The sequence below is a fragment of the Ochrobactrum teleogrylli genome (assembly GCF_006376685.1).
Taxonomy (GTDB): Bacteria; Pseudomonadota; Alphaproteobacteria; order Rhizobiales; family Rhizobiaceae; genus Brucella; species Brucella teleogrylli.
Genome location: NZ_VEWL01000001.1, coordinates 429999 through 450984, shown reverse-complemented (window position 1 = coordinate 450984; position 20986 = coordinate 429999). Strand labels below are relative to the sequence as shown.

Genomic DNA, 20986 nt, shown 5'->3' with positions numbered 1-20986 from the left:
CCATGTATTGTCAACAGGGATATAGCATCAACTATATGATAATATTGCGAATAATTGGAAGTGGTTTAATTCAAAATTTGAAACAATATGCATCTATATTCATTATACGTCGTAAATACGCAGAATTGCGGGCTATTATATTATAAAACAAACTCTTGAATGCCCGATTGTCGCCACATACTGCTCATCGAACATTCAATACTGCGTCGATCAACGTTTTTTGCTGACGTAAACATTCCGACAACCGAAAGCGATTTTCGATGGTTCGGCGTGCTGCCGCGCGCATTTGAAGGCAAGCATCAGGGTCGGCGAGGATATCCAGCACCGTTTGAGCCAGCACATCCGTGTCATAGAATGGAACAAGCAGACCATTTTGACCGGCACGGATCACCTCGCGCACCGGCGGCGTGTCGGACCCGATGATGAGCGCGCCGCAAGCCATGGCCTCGATCACCGACCAGGACAGCACGAACGGATAGGTCAGATAAATATGCGCAGTCGATATCTGGTAGAGCTTGCGCAGATCGGCATGGGGGATGGCCCCCAGAAACACCACCCTGTCGGGCGGCAAGTCGTGATTGCGCACCAGATGTTCGCGCCATGATCCGCCATCCGGCGGCGGCGTTCCATAGCTGACCCCGTCTCCGCCGACGAAGACGAAGATGGCGTCCTTGTTCTGGCGAATGACTTTCGCCGCGGCCTCCAGCGCTTGCGGGAAGCCCCGATAGGGTTCGAGATCGCGCGACACGAAGGTAATGACGCGCGATTCTCCGGCCTTCAAAACGCGACCGTCGGGCAGCTGCAAAGATGCATGGCGGTCGGGATAGAAAACCTTGGTATCGACGCCCTCATGCACGACGGCGATGCGATTTTGCACAGCCTTCGGATAAAGGCTCTTCTGCCAGTGTGTCGGGCTGAAACCGCCATCCATGCTTTCAAGCGTGACGAGCTGCGCCATATTTCTAAGCCGCAGCCGCTTCCGCATCTCCACATCAGGCTTGTCGTCGGGCGCAAAGCCTACATCCGCACCATGCGCCCGATAGAAAAATTCGCAATAGCCAAGCGCCGGCGTCGAGGGCAGCACGTCCTTGACGAACATCATGCTGCCCCAGCCGATATGACCGATGACTATGTCCGGCGGTTGACCGTGTCGCGCCATCGCTTCAAGCGTTTCGGCGACACGGTAACCGATCCGGGTATGATGATCCGGAACCTCGAGATATCTGGCCATCGCACCATCGGTGCGAGGACCAGATTCAACTCTGTGGCGAATGACGCGGACCGCAGGGAGGCGACGGTCCACCGTTTCGCAAATCAGGCTTACATCATGTCCGCTCTCGGCCAGATGTCCGGCTAAAGCAGCGAACTGACCAAAACCACGTCTGTGCACAAAAGCTATATGCATGTCACAAAACGTGTGCGATTTTTGGTCGTTTTTCGTCGATCAACATCAAATGCCATACCGTGCGGCGTTGCCCCACAGCAATTCCAGCCTGTGTAAAGTCTGGTATGCGATTTCGAGATTTCTAAGATCATCGTCATCGCGAGCAAGGATATGATGATAGTCCCTGCTGGCGTTTCTCAGGTTCATGCAAAGGCGTTCGCCCTTGTCTGTCAGACGAATGCGCGCCGACCTTTTGTCTCGCTGGGAGGCGACACGATCGACATAACCACCATCGGTAAGCTGCTTTAAATAATAGGAAATGTTGGACCCGACATAGTGCCCGCGATCCAGTAGTTCACCCACAGTGAGCTCGACATCGCCGATCGCCATCAGAACAAGCGTCTGTGCCGGGCCAATGTCCTCTACCCCCAGCTTGGTAAGCTCCGTCTTCAGAAGGCTCACAAAGCGGCGGTTCACTCTTTCAATCATCCGGGCCAGTTCGAAATGTGTAATAACGACTGTATGCACCGGATTTCTGCGTTCCTGTTTCTCGGCGGTTACTTCAGGAAAATCGACGGCTGAGTATCCGTCAATTGATGTTTCGACTTCCACTCCCTCGTGCAGAAGTTTTTGCATCTCTTACTCTCCATTTTCAATTTTACTTCAAATTTTGAAGAAATTTTCAATTAGATTTTCTTGTCTCCTTTCGCATTTCCCCGCCGTAATAACTTTTTTCCGTCACATTCTGAGCGGTATTACTTGAATAATACTGATAGAAGGGTGACTCTCTTTAGGGATATCCACGACCTGTGACCATACCAAGGCAGACCGCGTATGAACGATACTGGCCAAAAGAACCCAAATGGCAAGAGCTCCGTCGGCAAAAAAGCCACCGATGAAGTGGGGATTTCGCCGAAAAGCCTAATTTACCGGGCCCGGCGCGTGTTCCTGTCAGGGCTGCTTTATGCGGTGCTTTTAAGTGCCTGTATCAATTTGCTACAACTCACCGTACCGCTCTACATGTTGCAGGTTCATGACCGCGTCCTGAACAGCCGCAGTCTCGATACACTGACCATGCTGACGATTCTCGCGGTCGGCGCGATGATCGTATTCGGCGTTCTGGAGTTTATCCGGGCGTTGTCGTTTCAGGCCATGGGCACCGCGCTTGTACGCCGTCTCAACCTGGCCGTGTTGACCGCCGCCGTTCAGGCCTCGGTCGATCAGGGGCTGCCGAAAGCGACGCAGACCCTGCGCGACCTGACCGAATTGCGTGGCTTCCTGACCTCGCCCGCCATCAATGCCCCGCTCGACGCGGCATGGTCGCCGATCTTCCTCGGCGTCCTGTTTCTGCTCCATCCAATGCTCGGCGTGATCGGCGTGATAGCGGTCGTCATTCTGGTTGCCTGCGGTCTGTTGACCGATCTCCTGACGCGTAATCTCATTCAGGAGGCCAATCAGGCCAATATCGAAGCCGTGACGAAAATCGGTAGCAGCCTGCGCCACGCGGAAGTCATCGAGGCTATGGGCATGCTGCCTGCTCTCGCCCGTCGCTGGCGCACTGTGCAGATGCAGGCGCTCGAAGTGCTCGACCTCGGCGGCACCCGCGTGAAAGCCCTGTCGTCTATTGCACGTACAGCGCGCTTCATCATCCAGATTGCTTCGCTCGGCATCGGTACGCTGCTTGCCATGCAGCAGGAAATCACCCCCGGCGCGATGATCGCGACCAGCATCATCATCGGTCGCCTGCTGATGCCATTCGACCGCATCGTTGAGAACTGGCGTCAGTGGGTCAGCGCCATAGCAAGCTGGAAGCGCGTTCAGTCGCTCCTGTCTGAAAACCTCGCCGTGCGCCAGACCATGCCGACGCCGCGCCCCAATGGCGATCTGGTGATCGACAAGCTGATTTATGCCGCGCCCGGCGTTGAAGTTCCGATCATCAAGGGCATCTCGTTTTCAATTTCGCCCGGTGAAGTGCTGGGCGTCGTCGGCCCCTCGGCTGCAGGTAAATCCACACTTGCGCGCCTGCTGATCGGCATCGTTAAACCCACCTCGGGCGGTGTCTTCCTCGACGGCAACAATGTCTATCTTTGGGAGCGCGGTTCGTTCGGAGAGATCGCCGGTTACCTGCCGCAGTCGGTTTCGCTTTTGGACGGCACAATCAAGGATAACATTGCGCGCATGGGCGACAGCGATCCACATCGTGTGCTGGAAGCCGCCCGTCTTGCCGATGTGCACGAGATGATCGGGCGCATGCCGCTCGGCTACGACACGCCGGTCGGTGATGGGCGGCTGACGCTTTCGGGCGGCCAGCGCCAGCGCATCGGCCTTGCGCGCTGCCTCTATAATCGCCCGCGCCTGATCGTGCTTGATGAACCCAATTCCAATCTCGACGCCATCGGCGAACGCGCCCTGATGCGCGCCATCGAACATGCGCGCGACGACGGTGCCATTGTCATCATGATCGCCCATCGCCCGACCATCATGCAGGTTGCCGACAAGCTGCTGGTGCTGGAAAACGGCCGTATCACCCAGTTCGGCCCGCGCACCGACGTTGTGGCGTCGCTGACGCCCGGCAACAATAATCCGCAGGCAGGAGCCGTAAACTCATGACCGGAAAATCCGTCATTCCGCGCCGTGTTTCGAATTTGCTCGCGCCGCGTGCAGAATCGTCAGACCACACGGCACTTACCCGCTTCGGCAGTGTCAAACCCGAATGGGCCTATGATCTGGAACGCGAGGACAACCAGTCTCCGCTGCGCCGCCTGATCATCGCGGGCCTCGCCACTATCGGCGTCGCTTTTGGCGGCTTCTTCGCCTGGGCCTATTCTGCCGAGCTCGGCAGTGCCGCTGTCGCCAACGGAACCGTCATCGTCGATTCCAAGCGCAAGACGATCAGCCATCTGGAAGGTGGCATTCTCGACCGGTTGCTGGTGCAGGAAGGCGATCTGGTCAAGGCTGGCCAACCGTTGCTTCGTCTCGACGCCACCAAGGCCCGCTCACAGCTGAAATCGCTGGAAAGCCGTCGGATCGGCCTCATCGCCAAATTGGCGCGCCTGCGGGCCGAGCAGGCCGGTGAAACCGAAATCACCTTCCCCGATAAATTCGCGGAAGGTGGCGAGAATGCAGAAAATGCCATGCGCGCCGAGCAGATCTTCTTCGAAAAGCGGAAGACCCAGAAGCGTAGCAAGATCGATATTCAGCAGAAAACCATCGAGCAATATACCGAACAGGCCAAAGCATCGACGGCGCAGATCGCCGCCACCGACCGCCAGATCGCGTTGATCGAAGAACAACGCAAGGCAATCGCCAGCCTGGTCGAAAAAGGCTTTGCGCAGAAATCCAAGCTGACCGAAATCGAGACCCGGTTGAGCCAGCTTGCGGGCGACCGGGGCGAATATACCGGCGACAAGGCCAAAGCCGAACAAGCCAAGGCAGGCGCAGAATTCGCCCTTTCCGGCATTGAAAGCGACCTGCAATCGGAGATTGCCGGTGAAATCACGACCAGTCAGGTCGAACTTTCTGACGCGGAAGAGCAGATCATCGCGGCGAAAGACGTGATGCGTCGCGTTGAGGTGCTCGCCCCGCAGGACGGCATCGTCGCCAATATTCGCCTGCGCACACCGGGCGGGGTCATCTCTCCCGCCGAAGCGATCATGGATATCGTTCCTGAAAATGAACCGCTTCTGGTGGAAATGAAAGTCAGCCCCAACGATATCGACAGCGTTGCGGTGGGATCAAAGGCGCAGATCAAGCTGACTGCCTATAATCAGCGGTCCATGGCGCCCTTCGATGGCAAACTGACCTATATCGCCGCCGACCAGACGATCGACGACAAAACCAACACGGCCTATTTCGTGGCCCGCGCTGAGATTAATCCGGATTCTTTGTCCGCCAATCCGACAGCCCGTATGTATCCGGGCATGCCCGCCGAAGTCATCATCGTGCACAAGGAACGCCGCGCAATCGACTATATTGTTTCGCCGATCACCGACAGTCTGAACCGCGCATTCCGCGAGGATTAAGGTCGAAACTGCGCGTTCTTACCCGGACATTTAGAAAATGCGTTCTACAGTATAGTTTGAATTAAGTACGCAATTTCAGATTCTATCGCCGCCGCGCATTGGAAACGATGCGCGGCGGCATCGTTTTGAAAAACGGGCATTTTCTTGACAATTCCGTGACGTTTCAAATTTTGAAGCAATTTGCGTTTAAATATAATCCAAATACAAATTATAATTGATACAAAAGTAATTTTAAAAGAAGTTCACAATTCTGGAATATAAATTTTTCGTAATAAATTGTTACACGGCATTTCTATAATTATACCATTTTCCGATGTTGTATTTATCAAAGATACGTATCAGACTACTACGAGCATAATGGTCGGAGCATTCCGGCTTGTGAAACCCAACGGAACACAAGGAGAAGCAGATGGCCACTCTAGAAGGCGGCGCCTACGACGACGTGTTGTTCGGCTCCCGCTTTGACGATTTCATCCGTGCCCATGGCGGTGATGATCTCGTTTTCGGAGGGGATGGCAATGACACCATCTTCGGTGGGAATGGCAGCGACATTCTTTTCGGCGGCACGGGAAACGACACCCTGTTCGGCGAGAATGGCAATGACATTCTTTACGGCAATGAAGGAAACGACGTCCTGAGCGGCGGCAATGGCAGCGACGTGCTGTTTGGTGGCAATGGAGACGACATTCTCCAGGGCGGCAACGGCAGTGACCTGCTCTATGGCGGCGCGCACAACGATATCCTGTATGGCGGCAACGGCAACGACATCCTTGATGGCGGCGCCGGAAACGACATCCTTATCGGTGGCAACGGGAGCGACACGTTCCTGTTCAATGGTGGCGGCGGAAACGACGTCATTCTCGACTTCAATCCTGGCGAGGACATCCTTCAGATTCAGAAGGGTATCAATGGCCTCGACATTTCGTCCGCGGACGATCTTGCCGATCGCGTCACGCAGGTTGGTGGCAATGTCGTTGTCGATCTCGGCAATGGCGACAGCGTTACCCTCGTGAACACCAGTGCCGACGACGTACAGTCGCATCCCGACCAGTACTTCACCGTTCACTGATTGAACCAATAATGGCGTGCCCGGCAGCCTCCCGCCGGGCACGTTTTCTTTTGAAGCGAATTCCGAAAAGTGACTGCCAGTTTTCGGATCAGAATGCGGGCTTGTTGTTGAATTCCTGCATCCGACAAGAATGAAAGGGTATTCGCATTGAACCTCGACCATTCGGCGGAATTTGCAAGCGGCATCGGGGCAAGCGATATCGGCTCGCGCGACCTCCGGGAAAGCAAACCCGAAAACCTTTCGATTTGCCGTCTTTGCGCCGATATTGCAGTGATTGCCTGGGATATTCCAAGCCCGGCACGCCAGTCGACCAAATGCGCGCTCGAAATGCCTGTTCAGCCGGTGCCTCTGCTGAGCGTCGGCATTCCGCTGGAAAGCGGCGGCACGCGCATGTTCTGGGCCATGCGCACCGGCAGCGAGCCGGTCGAGTTTGCGCTTTCTGCGGGTTCCCTCGGCCCCACTGTTCAGACCGTTCTCTACCCCGCCAACGAACTGGCATCCTTTGATAGCGAGCGCATCCTGTCGGACCTGACGCTGCCCGGGCATATCAAGCTGCTCTCGACCATTCTCTCCACGTGGCGCAGCGCGTTTCGCCTGTCGCGCAATCAGACTTTTGCAGCCCTCGTCCGTGACATCACGCTGGCGCTGACCCCGGAACCGCGCGATATCCAGAACTGCGGCCAGCCGGTTGCGGGGCATCATCTGCTGGAAACCGCCGTTGACCCGATGCTGGGCGAAATTTCTGCCATCTATGGCGTCAGTAATGGAAGCGTCATCGTCATCCCGCCGCGCTTCACGGTCGGACAGCAATCACGCAAGGCGTGGCAACCCTGCCATCTTCTGGTCGAATCGCCACAGGATCTGCCATCATCCTTTCTGTTCGTCCTGACAGGACAAAAGGGTGTTGCGATCCGCAAACTCGCCGATGGCCCGTCAGAGCCGATGGATTTCGGCAAATGGTGGTCCAAATGGCAAGGCAATGCCGATCTGCGCGAATTTCTGGTTGGCGAACTCGCCAAACTCGGCACAAGCGGCCCCGCGGTCGCCATCGATCTGCAAAGCCGTTCGCCTCTTCCGGTGCGCCAGATCACGCAATCCGCAAGCCATAACCCGGCAGCGGAAATCGATCTCGCGCTTGCACTGGATAACGGGCTGATCGTTGGCGGGTGGTATCACGATCCCTCCGCCATGCTGGGCGATATCGAATATCTGCCCGCCAATGGCAGTGCGATTTCGCTGAAAGCCCATTTCCACAAATTCCCCGGCAAGATCGCCAAGCGCGAGGATGCCCCACAGGCCGATGTGACAGGATTTGTCGCGTGGCTGCCGGCGGCTAAGAACCTTGGCCCGCTTCTGCAACCGCGTTTCCAGATGCGGCTCACATCCGGCGCAGTCGCACCGCTCGTCCCTGCCCCGCAGCCATTCGAACCGGCGGAGCAGCGCAAGCGCATCTTGCGCGCCGTGCCGCCGCAACATGCCCGCCCGAAGGTGTTCGAGACCATTCTCGCCCCGGCCTTGACCGAAGTGGAAAAGAAGCTCGGCGCAACCGTGCGCATTTCGGAGGTCAAGGATTTCGGCATGATACCCGCCAATCCGGTCGCCTCAATCGTCATTCCGCTTTATCGCAATCTCGATTTCCTGCGCTTCCAGTTTTCGGCCATGGCGACCGATCCATGGATCGTCCGCAATGCCGAACTGATTTTCGTTCTCGATTCGCCGGAAATACACGACGACACCGAGCATATGCTGGGTGGCCTGCATATCTTGCATGACCTGCCGTTTCGCCTTGTCATCATGAACCGCAATGGCGGTTATGCCCGCGCCTGCAATGCGGGTGCGAGCGTGGCAACGGGTACGGCCATTGTGATGCTGAATTCTGATGTTGTGCCGGAAAAGCACGGCTGGCTGCAACAGCTTCTGCAACCGCTCTTCGATAACAAGCGGCTTGGAGCTATCGGCCCTCGCCTGCTGTTCGAAGACGGCTCGCTCCAGCATGCGGGCCTCTATTTCGCTCGTGACCGCCACGGCGTCTGGCTCAACCATCATTATTACAAGGGCATGCCCGGCAGCTATGCTCCTGCCCTTGTGGGACGCGATGTGCCCGGCGTTACTGGTGCCTGCCTTATAACCCGCAAGGATATCTTGGATCTCGTCGGCGGATATACTGAAGACTATGTGATCGGCGACTATGAAGACAGCGATCTTTGCCTGAAAATCCGCCAGCTCGGCTTTCAGGTCTACTACGACCCTGCCGTGGCGCTCTACCATTTCGAGCGCCGCTCGATCCGCCGCAGCGCCGATTATATGCGTGGTCTCGCCAGCCAATATAATTCCTGGCTGCATACCCAGCGCTGGGATGAAGACATCACCGACCTGATGGCTCCGCCTGAAGACGAAGCGCAGACCGCGCCGTCGGCCAATGTGATCGATGCCAAATATGAAAGGAGCGTCGCTTGACCGACGTGGTAGCGCTGAAACAGCCTGAAACCAAACTTCCAATCCCCGAAGAACAGATCGGCTGGCTGACACGCGCCGTCTTGAAGAACCGCTTCCTGCCCTCACCCGACCCCAACAGCGTGTTTGTCGGCGACGGCGATTTCCGGGCTGTCGGTGCTGAATTTCTCGGACATTTCATCCGCAAGGGCGGCCTCAAGCCTGACGCGCGCGTTCTCGATATCGGTTCGGGTATCGGGCGCATGGCGGTGCCGCTGACGCAATATCTCGATCCTGCCAAGGGGCGATATGCGGGCATCGACCCGGTTGCGGGCGGGACAAGCTGGTGTCGCCAGCATATCAGCGCGCTTTATCCGAACTTTCAGTTCCAACATATCGACATTGCCCATGCGCTCTATAATCCGCGTGGCGCTGTCGATGGCCTTCACCTCGTTCTGCCGTTTCCCGACAAGAGCGTCGATTTCGTCATCATGACATCGGTGGTGACACATCTCGACGCTGACGAAGTCAAAGTCTATCTGCGGGAGATCGCGCGCGTGCTGGCGCCCGGCGGCAAATTGTTCATGACGGCGTTTGTCGTGGATGATATTGCCGCGCGCGATCGCCATGGCAAACGCGATCCGCGCCTCAGTTTCGAACGCAGCGGTGCGGGGCCCTGCTGGTATGTGCCGGAACTTCCGCCGCTTGCCGCCGTCGGCTTTGAGAACGGCTTTATGGATCGCGCCCTTGCAGGTGTCGGCCTGTCGCTGGAACTGAAATCCTTCGGTCACTGGCGCGGGATCGCATCCGACCATTATCAGGACCTCTTCATCGCAACACGCGGAGGCGCTGCCTGATGGCCGAACGCGTGCTCGTTGCTGCCCATAATCACCCCTCGCTGCATCCCGGCGGGACGGAAATCTTCGCGCATGACCTGTTCCGCGCCTATCAGCGCGCCGGTTGCGAAGCATTGTTTCTGGGAGCCACCAACAAGATTCACCGTCAGGAACGCCCGGGAACCAGCTTTCAGAGCATAGGTAACGGCGGCGATGAAATCCTGCTCTGGTCGGGTCATTTTGACCGTTTCAACCTGAGCCAGGTCGATCTCTACGGCATCGTGCCGGACATTGTGGAACTGCTGAAGGATTTTCGCCCGGATGTGGTGCATCTTCACCATCTGTTGCTGCTGGGCGCAGAATTTCCGCATATCGTCCGCCGCACATTGCCGGATTGCCGTATCGTCCTGACATTGCATGACTATTACCCGATCTGTCACCATGACGGGCTGATGGTGCGTACGACCGGCAAGGAACTCTGCTACGGCGCCAGCCCGGATCGCTGTCATGCCTGTTTCAAGGACATAGCGCTCGACAAATTCGTACTGCGCGAGCGCCATATCAAATCATTGTTGAGCGCTGTCGACGCCTTCGTGTCTCCCAGCGAATTCCTGAAACAGCGTTATGTTGACTGGGGCCTGTCGGAAGAGCTGATCAGCGTCATTCCCAACGGCCAGCCGGAGCGCCCTGCTATCGACGCCCCGCGCCGCGCAAGAACCAAGCCTGTCTTCGGCTATTTCGGCAATCTGAACCCATGGAAGGGCGCGACGGTTCTGCTCCGGGCAGCGCAGCAACTCATCAATGAAGGTTTCGATTTCGAATTGCGCGTGCATGGTGCGGCACCCTTTCAAAGCGAGAGCTTTGTCAGCGAAATCGACCAGCTTTTCTCTGACACGGCCGCCTTCGTGCAACGGCGCGGCGCCTATCGGCGTGAAGATATCGCGCAGCTTATCCGCACCGTCGATTGCGCCATCATGCCGTCGATCTGGTGGGAAAATGCGCCCCTCGTCATTCAGGAAGCGCAGGGACAGGATTGCCCGGTCATCTGCTCCAATATCGGCGGCATGGCTGAAATGATTACGGACGGCGTAAACGGCCTAACCGTTCCGCCCAATGATCCGCAGGCGCTGGCGGAAGCCATGCGTCGTATGGCGGAAAACCCGGAGCTGCGTCAGTCGCTGAGCCACAATGCACGCCATCCGGACACTATCGACACGACGGCATCGCGCTATCTCGATCTGATCGGAACACTGCGAACGACCCGTGTCGAGGCAGCATAAGAGGTACACTATGAACATCGCGACCAAAGTTCCAGCCGAAGGGGCAGCAAATCCGGCAGCAGCACAGACTGCATCTGCCGCACCTCAGAGGACAGAAGCCATGAAAGGACGCGTTGACGCCATCGAGGAAGGCCGCCTTTACGGCTGGGCGTTTGATCCCGGAGCGCCCACGGAACGGCTTTTGATCCGCGTTCTTCTTGATGACAAACCCATCGCGGAAGCACCGGCGGACAAGGAACGTCCCGACCTGAAGCGCAACGGCATTGGCGACGGCCTGCATGCTTTCGAAGTGATGCTGCCGCAATTCGCGGCTGCCCGCGCCGGTGAACTTGTTGTCGTCGCAGCCAATGCGGCAGGCAATGAGCAGAAACTGCGTGTGCCGAAGCCCGACGAACAGGCCGCCGAAGCGCTGATTGCAGCGCCGATGACGCGCATTCTCGACAAGCTCGACATGCTGATGGCCGCGCAGCGCCAATTGCAGGTCAATCAGCGTTCACTGCAACGCGTAGCCCCGGTGCTTGACAGTTCGGGCAACGCTGCGCCTGCCGAAATGGCGGACATAGCCACATCCGTCGACGGATTGCGCACCGATCTGCATCAGCGCATGACCGAGCTCGACGTGCACATCATGCGCATGGATGGTGTGGTCGCTGGGCTCGAAAAGCGCATTGACGACGTGCGCAAACGCGCCGGTGGCGACGTGAAGCTGCTGTTCATGCTGATGTATGTGATGGCGGGCTTCGTCGCGGGTGCTATCCTGACGCTTTTCGTGATGCGCTGAGGGGAAACCCATGACGCAAGACGAACGACCCGCCACGCAGCAACCGGCAGTAAAACCTGCCCGACCATCGGAACGCCCGCCCATGATGATGGAGGGCGAGATGGTTGTCGGCTGTGTGATCGAGGATACGCTTCTGCTCGTGCTTGGGATCGGCAATGCGACCGGCGATCAGGTCACTGCCTTTCTGAATGGCGATCCGGCATTGAGCGTCAAGGTGAACCTCGTCACCTGGCCGCTGAAGGAGCCGTCGCCCGCCGGAACCCATGGATTCGTCGCGATTGTGCCGACCGGCATTTTGCGCCGGGGCATCTTGAAGACGATCATGTTCCAGCACAAGGCGAAGGTCGCGCGTTACAATTTCGCCTCGCGCGCAGCACCTGTGGCCGATTTCGTCGCCATGATCGGCGATCTGGCCGGGCCGAGCCTGCCAACGGTCATCGATGAACTGGTGGAAGGGCTGATCTCCGGTCCTATCGGACGCAAGAAACTTGCCGCCATCACCGTTCTTTTGCAGGTGGGTGCGCGCTCCGATGGCTGTATCGAGCTGATTGGCGGCAGCGATGAAGGCGAAATCTTCGTTCAGGGCTGGGCGCAGGATTTGACGCCCGCCGTCACACGACTGCTCATCAGCGGCAAAAACTCTTCACTGGCAGAATGTTCGATCAGCGTTTTCGCGCGCCCCGATCTCAACGATCAGGCGTCGGGCTTTGCCGGATTGCTGCTTGCCAATGAGCCGGTAGAACCCAACGACATTGAACGGCTGTTGTTTCGCGGGCGGCGCGGCTGGCGCTTCACGGAAGTCTATGATCGCAGGCTGCTGGCCGGATCGCGCGAGACGCCAAGCCATATTCGCGCCATCCTGCCGCGTGTGCGCAGTTCGACGGATATTTTGCTCCGGCTGCGCTCCGCCGCCAACCGCTTTGACGGCGGCGAGACCGTTTCCGGCCTGCCTTTCCCGGTGCGGCTTGGCATCGACAATGTGTTCCGTGTTGAGGGCAGCGGCATACTGGTTTCCGGTTGGCTACTCGACCCTGACAGCCATGTGGAAAGCGTCAAGCTGCGCCGCCATCGCGGCGAAATCCAGATCGACGGCACATGGACCCGTTATGACCGGCCTGACGTCACCCGCGAATTCGACAACCAGCCGCCCTTCAATGCCGGTCTCGACCCGAACCGCCATGCGCATGGTTTCGTGGCCTTTGCACCTGAACTCGCGGGCGATAGCACATCACCGTTTTATATCGAGCTTGCCATCAGCGATGGACGCCGCGCCTTTCATCCGCTGACGCCGACCCGTGTCACGTCACGCGATGCGATTGTCCGGCAGATACGCGCAACCGATCCCAATGCCTGGGCGCTGCGCCACATTGTCGATCAGCAGCTTGTTCCGCTGCTCAGCGGCGTCAGCCGCCCGGCGCCAGAAGTGTTTGGCGTGGTCGATCTCGGCCCGTTCGAAGACGCGGTCAATCACGCCGCCAATCTGGCGATCATCATCGGCGTCGATGAACGAGTAGAAGAGATCGAGCCTTTGCTGGCCCTGCTCGCACTCGATCCCGAAACCCGCATCGCGCCGATTGTCATTTCGGCGGCGACGGAAATCATCGACCGCATCGGCGTGCAGGTTCGAAGGCTCGCCGACTTCTATCGTCTGTGCATCCGCCTTGTTTCTGCCAGCGGCTCGGAAGACCTCTACGATGCGCTGGAAGTGGGCGCGCGCGCCGTTACAACCGACAAGGTGGTCTTTTTGGCAGGTTCGCTGTTGCCGCGACGCGCAGGCTGGTTGAACAAGCTCGTCACGGCCTATGACGCGCATCACGACTGCGTACTGTCGCCGACACTCGTTTACGAAGACGATTCCATCCGCTGGGCCGGAACCTGGGTTGCCGGCCCGCAATCGGATCGCGCCCTCATCAGCCGTTATGCCGGTTATCCGATGGATTCCGTTTCCGGCATGTCTCTTACCGAAGTCGCCACCGCGACCTTCGAATGCTGCATCCTGCCCCGTGATGCGTTGTTTTCGGTCGGCGGATTCACGCGCGGCTATCTCGGCACGCATGAAAAAGGCCTCGACCTTGGCTTGAAACTCAAACAATCCGGCCTGCGCTCCTATTGGCTGCCATCAGCGCAAATGCTTGGCTCCGACGATGTGTCTGTCACCGACCGGGCATCAACCATCGCATTGATCGAGCGGATCGACCGTCAGGTCTTTGATGCGCGCTGGTCGACTATTCTTGCTGGCAGGCGCAGCGCACCGATTGAGGAACCCGCATGAGCGACAAACTCCGCGTTCTGGTTATATCGCACGCCCACCCGTCGATTTCCCTCGGCGGCGGTGAAATCGCATCTTATAATTTGCACAAGGGCCTGAACGCCATTCCCGGCGTGCAGTCGGTCTATTTAGCCCGCGCCGGGCACCCGATTCCGCGTCATGGCACGACGGCATTGATGAGCATGCGCCGCGCCAGCGACGAAATCCTGTTTCATGCCGACGAATACGATCACTTCTACCTGTCGAACAAGAACACGGACGAAATCCGTCGCGATCTGCTGCGTTTCGTGCGCGATTTCGATCCGGATATCGTGCATTTCCATCATGTGATGGGACTCGGACTGGAAACGCTTTACGCAATCCGCGAGGCCTTGCCGGATCGCATTATTCTGGTCACGTTCCATGAATTCCTGTCGATCTGCAACAATGACGGCCAGATGGTGAAAGCCGGAACCTCGAAGCTTTGCAACGAGGCCTCGCCCATCGATTGCCACGCCTGCTTTCCGCAGGTTCCGCCAGCGCGGTTTCTCAAGCGCGAGCGCTTTGTGCGCGGGATGCTGGAACTGGCCGACGCCTTCATTTCGCCAAGCCAGTTTCTGGCAAACCGCTATCATGAATGGGGGCTGAGCCCCGACAAGATGGCCGTCATCGAAAATGGGATTGCCATCCGCGAAGTTACGCCGCCACGCGAACTGACCGGCCCAAACCCGCGCCGCAGCCGCTTCGCCTTTTTCGGCCAGATCAATCCGTTCAAAGGCATAGATGTGCTGGTTGACGCGGTATCGCGTGTGCCGGAACAGGTGTGGGGCGAAGATTCCCGCCTGATGATTTTCGGCGGCAATCTGGAAAAGCAGCCGCCCGCCTTTCAGGAGCGCATGCAGAAACTGATCGAAGAGGCTGGTCCCCGCGTGCGCTTTTATGGTGCTTACCAGAATTCGGAAATGCCGCGTCTCATGCAATCGGTCGATTGGGTGGTGATGCCGTCGATCTGGTGGGAAAATTCACCCATCGTCATTCAGGAAGCCTTGCATCATCGTCGCCCGGTTATCTGCTCCAATATTGGCGGCATGGCCGAGAAAATCCGCGACGGTGAAGACGGTCTGCATTTCCGCGTCCGCAGCGCTGAAGATCTGGCTGACCGTTTCACGGAAGTTCTAAGCGAGCCGAGCATATGGGATCGACTTCACAATTCCATACGTCGCCCTGTACACTATGTGGATTGCGCCAAGGAACATCTCGACCTTTATAACCGATTGCGCGAGGCGAAGCCTCGCAAACCGAAGCCAGCAGTGAGTGAAACTGTGCTCTCTCAGGCAAGCTGAGCCTGGCTCGCCTGGAACCATTATCTTACGCATTTCCGAACGCAAAACCGTTTCACACTTTTGCTGGAAATGCTCTTACTAAAGGAAAACCGAATGGCCCGTGCCCCCCGCGCCCTCGTGATGATTCCCGCTGGAGAAGTGTATGACCACGACAATGTGCGCTGGTATCGTCACACCGACGTGCAGGGCAGCATCAACCACTATCACAATATCGGCGATGCTTTCGTGTTCGAGTCATCGCTCAAGCTGATGAATTATGAAAAGGCGTCCGAGCTTCCCATAACCGCTTATTCGCCGGAAAAGATCGACCAACTGCGCGAGGAATATGACTATGTCATCCTGCGCGGGTCGAACTATGTGAACAAGGACATGAACTGGCGCGAGAGTATCACCGTCCTGCAACGGTTGAAGCTGCCCGTCATCGCTTTTGGCATTGGCGCGCAGGCGCCCTCCAAGGGCGCGCTGGAACTTTCCGAAGAAACCAAGGCCGTGCTGCGCATCATCGCGGATTCGACCGTTTCCATTGGCGTGCGCGGCGCTTATACGGCGCAGGTCCTGAACGATATCGGCATTCGCAATGTGCGCATCATAGGTTGCCCCACGGCCTTCCGCCGCAACAACCAGCATTTGCGCATCAAGCTGCCGCCGCTCGACAGCGTGCAAAAGGTTGGCGTCACCGTACGCCGCGAGGTTTCACCTGCCTATGCACAGGACATTGAGCAATATCTCACCCGCCACCGCGATCTCATCAAGACAATGGCGCGGCGCTTCGACGTTACCCTGATGGCGCAAGGCGAGATTGACGAGAAAAAGATGGTATTCGGCACGCCCGAGCAGAAGGAAGAGGCCATCGCCGCACTGAAAGGCCATCGCTGGACCGCCGACTGGTATTTCGATGATGAAATCGAAAACCTCTACCGGAACAAGATGTTCTATTCCGATGTTGTGGCCGACTATGAGAACCTCGTGCGTCAGCAGCAGCTTGTGCTTGGTTATCGCCTGCACGGAAACCTGATGGCGCTCGCCAATGGCGTGCCGTCTGTCTATTTCACCTATGACAGCCGTACCGCCGAATTTGCCGAGACCTACAAGATTCCGAGCTATGACGTGTTCAGCGACAAGCCGTTCCGTCTGGAAGACTATTGGGATCAGTCGCTATTCGACAAATACAACCGCGCATGGTTTGAAACCTATGCGGAGATGAAGCAGTTTCTCGATGAAAACGGCATCGACAACAAGATGACCGATACCGGCTTGCCGGTGGAAACGCTCAAAGTCGCTTGATCTTTCTGCGACCTTATTTCGAGCGTCTTGCCTTCGCCGCTGCTGGTTTGGGACTGTCGGCGGCAATGGGCTTGTCCTTCTGTTCTTCGGCCAGCAGCGACCATGCGGCAATGAACATGGCGGCGATCAACGGCCCGATGACGAAACCGTTAATGCCGACCAGCGAAATGCCGCCGACCGTCGAGATCAGCACCACATAGTCCGGCATGCGCGTGCCCTTGCCGACCAGCGGCGGGCGCAGCAGATTATCCACGAGACCGATAACCAGCGTTCCGATCAGGACAAGGATGACGCCCTTGACCCAGTCGCCGCTGACGAAGAACCATACGGCGGCAGGCACCCAGACGAGAGCTGCGCCAACCGCTGGCAGCATGGAAAAGAAGGTCATCATCACGCCCCACAACAGGGCGGCTTCGATGCCCAGCAGCCAGAAAGCGACGCCGCCGATCAAACCCTGAATGATCGCGATGATGATATTGCCTTTGACCGTCGCACGGATAACGGCGGTGAATTTCTCCAAAAACTGGCGCGTATAGTCATCGCTCAGCGGGATCGCCTGCCGGATTCTGCGTCCAAGATCCGCACCGTCGCGAAACAGGAAGAACAGCAGATAGAGCATGATGCCGAAGCCGATGAAAAATTGCAGCGTGTTCTGGCCAAAGCTGACCAGACGCCCCGCGAATAGCTGGCTGCCTTGCAGGATTGTCGATGAAATTCGCGAGCGCCATTCGGCGAAACTGCCAAGCTCAAAGCGCTTGAGCCAGTCTTCCAGCGAATCCGGCAGTACGGAAAGAATGCTGGTAATGTAGCTATTCAGGTCAAATTCGCGGCTGCTCAGCCGTTGGTAAAGCGAGTTTCCCTCCTGCACCAGCGAGCTGAAAATGATCAGCATCGGAATGATGACGAGACAGATACACATCAGCACCGACATGAAAGCCGCTAGATTGCGCCGTCCGCGCAGAACCCGCACGAGATATTGCTGAACCGGATAGAAGATAACGGCGAGAATGACCGCCCACAGGACTGCGGTATAATAAGGAATGAGCAGCCAGGCGAAGGCGATCGTGACGAGCGCCAGTAGAATATAGAAGCTTACGCGCTGGACGGACATATTCACTCACCGACATTGTCTTGGGAGTAAACCCTGCCCAAAATCCGCTTTTTATTCAATAGGGTATTTCCGGCAGGGACTAGGAGACGCCAGCCGAAATGTCAAGCTGCGGCCCGGATGGAAACCGGGGCAGTTTGGGGCAGAACGCGCGCAACGGCACTGAGAAGGTCGCTTTTCGACACGACGCCGACCACGAACCTGTTCTCGTCCACGATCACCGCCACATGCGTCAGACCATCGGTCAGAACCGGAAGCAGGCCCATTGCCGCATCGTCCGGGGCAGCCGTGATCGCCGGGACCACATGATCCTTGAGGCTTTCACCGGGCTGAACCAGCTCACGCAGGCCCACCATGCCAGTCAACCGCCCATCCGCGCCCGTCACCGGCAAGGTCAGGATGCGATGGCGCAGGAGAAGATGACGGGCCTGATCGGCGGTGTCGTTTTCCCCAATGCTGATGACGTCACGCGACATGATATCGGCGCAGGTCAGATCGCCATGCGCGCGGATCGATGCCTGCAACTCAACCTGCCGCAACAACCGGCCAAGATCGTTGCGATCAATGTCAAAACTTTCGTCCAGCGTGTTCAGCGCTTCATCGATATCCTCTTCGCGGATGCCTGCCCGCACGGAAGGGGGCAAGTCCTTGGTCGCGTGCATGCTCACCGGGGCAGCCGCCACATTATGCGGATATTTGCGCCGGGAAAGCTTGTGGAACAGGATGCCCAGCCCCACCAGCAGACATGAATTGAAGCCGACCGGCACAAGCGGGAACCACAGTCCCCAGCTGGCGACCGCCTGACCACCCAGCACAGCCGTCAGCGCAGCAGCGCCGCCAGGCGGATGCAGGCTGCGGGTGACCGACATGGCTGCGATTGCCAGCGAAACGCCAAGACCGATGGCGAGCGCCGGATCGCTGACATACTGGGCCACAATCACACCCACTAGCGCCGAAATCGTATTGCCGCCGATGATCGACCATGGCTGCGCAAGCGGACTGTTCGGCACGGCGAACAGCAGCACCGCCGAAGCACCGATAGGCGCAACGATTAGCGGCAGATGTGGCCCCTTACCCAACAAAAGCCCCGAAACGAAACCGGTGAGAGCAATGCCCACCAGCGCACCGACACAGGCAATGGCGCGTTCGCGCAGCGTTGCGCCAGCAAGCATCGGATTAAACAGCCGGAATCGCCAAGAAGGCGCTCCGTTATGGTCAGGAGGATTATGTCGTGTCATGTCGCACTACAGCCAGAGGCGGCCTGTCTATTCCGAGCTTTCCCGGGAACTGCAACAGATCCCGCAATTCATGGAGCGTGAGTATCCTGTCTCCGGTATATGCGAACAAGAAAGCAAATCCGCATGTCTCGGATGAGAAAAGAAAATTCTTCCGCTATTGAAAGCTTAATAAGAAAATCGGCCTCACCAGCATTTCCGCTCCCAATAGCATAAGCCCGACAAGAAACCAGAGGCGAAACCGTTCTGGACTTATTTTCTGGCGGAAAAGCTGCCCAAGCCCCATGCCAGCCAGCGCAGGCAGGACAGCAGCGAGCGAAATCAGAAGGATATCACCGCTATAGGCCTGATGTGAGGAGAGCCCGATCGCCAGCGCAATCGTCGATACCGTGAAGGACAATCCCAGCGCCTGCACGAGATCGTCTTTCTTCAAGCCCAGTGCCTGAAGATAGGGAACGGCTGGAATCACAAACACACCGGTCGCACCGGCAATCAGGCCGGTCAATAAACCGATCAGCGGAGACAGCCAGACTTCATGCCGCCGCGATACCTGCCACTGTCGGGCGAAAAGAGTGTATCCGGCATAAATGACCAGACATGCGCCGAGGAGCGCCGTCGTCACGATCGTATCGCCGCCCACGAGTAGAAAGGAGCCGATCCACGTTCCAGCGATGATTGCGACCATCATCGCCCACAGGCGCAGGGCCAGCGCACGAAAACTTGCCCCGGCCAGCAGCTGCCAGACATTGGTAATGAATGACGGAACAATCAGCAGGCTCGCGGCAGTGAGCGGCGAGATCAACGCCCCCAATACCCCCATGGCGACAGTCGGCAACCCCATGCCGGTCAGGCCTTTGACGAAGCCTGCGCCGAGGAAAGTAAGCGTAATCGTGACGAAAAGTGCGACGGATTGGGTCATGCTTCCGCTATAGAGAATTCCCCATTTTGCGAAATGCGGAAGTTCCATATTCTGCCTTCGGCTTTACCGAAGGCAGAATATAAGCGATAAATATGCATGCGTTTTGACCTCACAGACCTCCGCCTTTTCATCGCCGTTGCCGATGCCGGAAGCATTACGCATGGCGCAACGGAAGTGGGGCTCGCCCTGCCCTCGGCCAGCGAACGCCTGCGTGACATGGAAGCCATTGGCGAGGTCAAGCTTCTCGAACGCGGCAGACGCGGCGTCACCCTCACTGCAGCGGGTGAAGCGCTTGCCCATCATGCGCGCCTCGTGCTGCGCCAGATGACTGACATGCATGCGGACCTCATCACCCACGCCAGGGGCATGCGCTCAACCGTGCGCGTGGCAGCCAACACAGCCGCTGTGACCGAATATCTTCCCATGCGGCTCGCGCAGTTCATGGCAGACAATCCACAGATCGACGTCGAACTGAAAGAACGGCAGAGCGCGGAAATCGCAAGGTCCGTTGCGAGCGGCTTTGTCGAGATCGGCATATTGTCCGACGCCGTCGATACCGGTGGATTGGTTCTCATCCCCTTCACCATCGACCGGCTGGTTCTCATCACCGGGCAGCAGCACTCCCTTGCCGCCAGAAAATCGGCGTGTCTTGCCGATGTCCTGCATGAACCGTTCATTGGCCTCTATTCCGGCGCGCTCTACGATCACATCGAAGCGCATGCGGCACGCCTTGGCGTCAAGCTGAAGATGCGCACGCGACTGCGCACATTCGAGAGCATTTGCCCCATGGTCGCCGCTGGCGTCGGCCTGGCGATCATCCCGGAATTGGTCGCTCATCGCATGATGACAACGACCGGCATCGTGCCGATCCCGCTGACGGACACTTGGGCCACTCGGCATTTGTCGCTTTGCATACGCGCGCCGGACGAACTGACATCATCAGCCCGCGCGCTGATCGAACACCTTTCGGCAGAAACTCTGGTAGCGCTTCCCACGATTCAATCTTAACCGGAACGCTCTAGAAAACTTGCGGAGGCCCATCCT

At 57.7% G+C, this 20986-nt stretch carries 16 protein-coding genes; 11 read left to right on the top strand and 5 right to left on the bottom strand.

Translation table 11 applies throughout. The annotated features are described in order from the left end of the window. Positions 1–184: 184 nt before the first annotated feature. Together FIC94_RS01965 and FIC94_RS01960 are read right to left on the bottom strand one after the other, a co-directional pair. Positions 185–1405: a glycosyltransferase family 4 protein gene (locus FIC94_RS01965; RefSeq protein WP_140023744.1), complete on the bottom strand. Its 1221-nt coding sequence runs from the start codon at positions 1403–1405 to the stop codon at positions 185–187. Between the two features lie 45 nt (positions 1406–1450). Then, complete coding sequence (locus FIC94_RS01960; protein WP_109367445.1) at positions 1451–2020, bottom strand: MarR family winged helix-turn-helix transcriptional regulator; 570 nt, start codon at positions 2018–2020, stop codon at positions 1451–1453. A gap of 198 nt (positions 2021–2218) precedes the next feature. On the opposite strand from FIC94_RS01960, the gene FIC94_RS01955 reads away from it, so the two are divergent. From FIC94_RS01955 to FIC94_RS01910, 10 genes are all read left to right on the top strand, one after another. Then, a complete protein-coding gene (locus FIC94_RS01955; protein WP_109367446.1) occupies positions 2219–3994 on the top strand; it encodes a type I secretion system permease/ATPase in 1776 nt (591 codons plus the stop codon). Continuing rightward, positions 3991–5406, top strand: a complete 1416-nt coding sequence (locus FIC94_RS01950; protein ID WP_109367447.1) for an HlyD family type I secretion periplasmic adaptor subunit — start codon at positions 3991–3993, stop codon at positions 5404–5406. The genes FIC94_RS01955 and FIC94_RS01950 overlap by 4 nt, the downstream gene beginning before the upstream one ends. A gap of 409 nt (positions 5407–5815) precedes the next feature. Further along, positions 5816–6475: a calcium-binding protein gene (locus FIC94_RS01945; protein ID WP_109367448.1), complete on the top strand. Its 660-nt coding sequence runs from the start codon at positions 5816–5818 to the stop codon at positions 6473–6475. A 147-nt stretch (positions 6476–6622) separates the two neighbouring features. Then, positions 6623–8932, top strand: a complete 2310-nt coding sequence (locus tag FIC94_RS01940; protein WP_235891934.1) for a glycosyltransferase family 2 protein — start codon at positions 6623–6625, stop codon at positions 8930–8932. Continuing rightward, positions 8929–9765 (top strand): class I SAM-dependent methyltransferase, encoded by an 837-nt coding sequence (locus FIC94_RS01935; RefSeq protein WP_140023743.1) that lies wholly within the window; start codon positions 8929–8931, stop codon positions 9763–9765. The genes FIC94_RS01940 and FIC94_RS01935 overlap by 4 nt, the downstream gene beginning before the upstream one ends. Further along, positions 9765–11024, top strand: a complete 1260-nt coding sequence (locus FIC94_RS01930; protein WP_140023742.1) for a glycosyltransferase family 4 protein — start codon at positions 9765–9767, stop codon at positions 11022–11024. Before FIC94_RS01935 ends, FIC94_RS01930 begins: the two co-directional genes overlap by 1 nt. A 10-nt stretch (positions 11025–11034) precedes the next feature. Next, the gene (locus FIC94_RS01925) at positions 11035–11805 is read left to right on the top strand and encodes a hypothetical protein (protein ID WP_109367451.1); all 771 of its coding nucleotides are present in this window, start codon (positions 11035–11037) and stop codon (positions 11803–11805) included. 10 nt (positions 11806–11815) lie between these two features. Beyond that, positions 11816–14077, top strand: coding sequence for a glycosyltransferase family 2 protein (locus tag FIC94_RS01920; RefSeq protein ID WP_140023741.1), 2262 nt, complete (start codon positions 11816–11818; stop codon positions 14075–14077). Further along, positions 14074–15396, top strand: coding sequence for a glycosyltransferase family 4 protein (locus FIC94_RS01915; protein ID WP_140023740.1), 1323 nt, complete (start codon positions 14074–14076; stop codon positions 15394–15396). The genes FIC94_RS01920 and FIC94_RS01915 overlap by 4 nt, the downstream gene beginning before the upstream one ends. Before the next feature lie 93 nt (positions 15397–15489). Then, entirely contained in the window at positions 15490–16680 is a 1191-nt protein-coding gene (locus tag FIC94_RS01910) for a polysaccharide pyruvyl transferase family protein (RefSeq protein WP_140023739.1), read from the top strand. A 13-nt stretch (positions 16681–16693) separates the two neighbouring features. Here the strand turns inward: FIC94_RS01910 and FIC94_RS01905 are convergent, their stop codons facing one another. The 3 genes from FIC94_RS01905 to FIC94_RS01895 all read right to left on the bottom strand — a co-directional run bounded on the left by FIC94_RS01905 (position 16694) and on the right by FIC94_RS01895 (position 19942). After that, positions 16694–17791 carry an AI-2E family transporter gene (locus tag FIC94_RS01905; RefSeq protein WP_140023738.1) on the bottom strand — a complete coding sequence of 366 codons (1098 nt, stop codon included), beginning with the start codon at positions 17789–17791 and terminating at the stop codon, positions 16694–16696. A 101-nt stretch (positions 17792–17892) separates the two neighbouring features. Then, positions 17893–19026, bottom strand: coding sequence for an HPP family protein (locus FIC94_RS01900; RefSeq protein WP_140023737.1), 1134 nt, complete (start codon positions 19024–19026; stop codon positions 17893–17895). Positions 19027–19180: 154 nt separating this feature from the next. Next, on the bottom strand, positions 19181–19942 hold the full coding sequence (locus FIC94_RS01895) for a sulfite exporter TauE/SafE family protein (protein WP_140023736.1): 762 nt from the start codon (positions 19940–19942) through the stop codon (positions 19181–19183). 96 nt (positions 19943–20038) lie between these two features. Here FIC94_RS01895 and FIC94_RS01890 point away from each other — a divergent pair, with 96 nt between their 5' ends. Beyond that, positions 20039–20950 (top strand): LysR family transcriptional regulator, encoded by a 912-nt coding sequence (locus FIC94_RS01890; RefSeq protein WP_140023735.1) that lies wholly within the window; start codon positions 20039–20041, stop codon positions 20948–20950. The last annotated feature ends 36 nt before the right edge of the window (positions 20951–20986 follow it).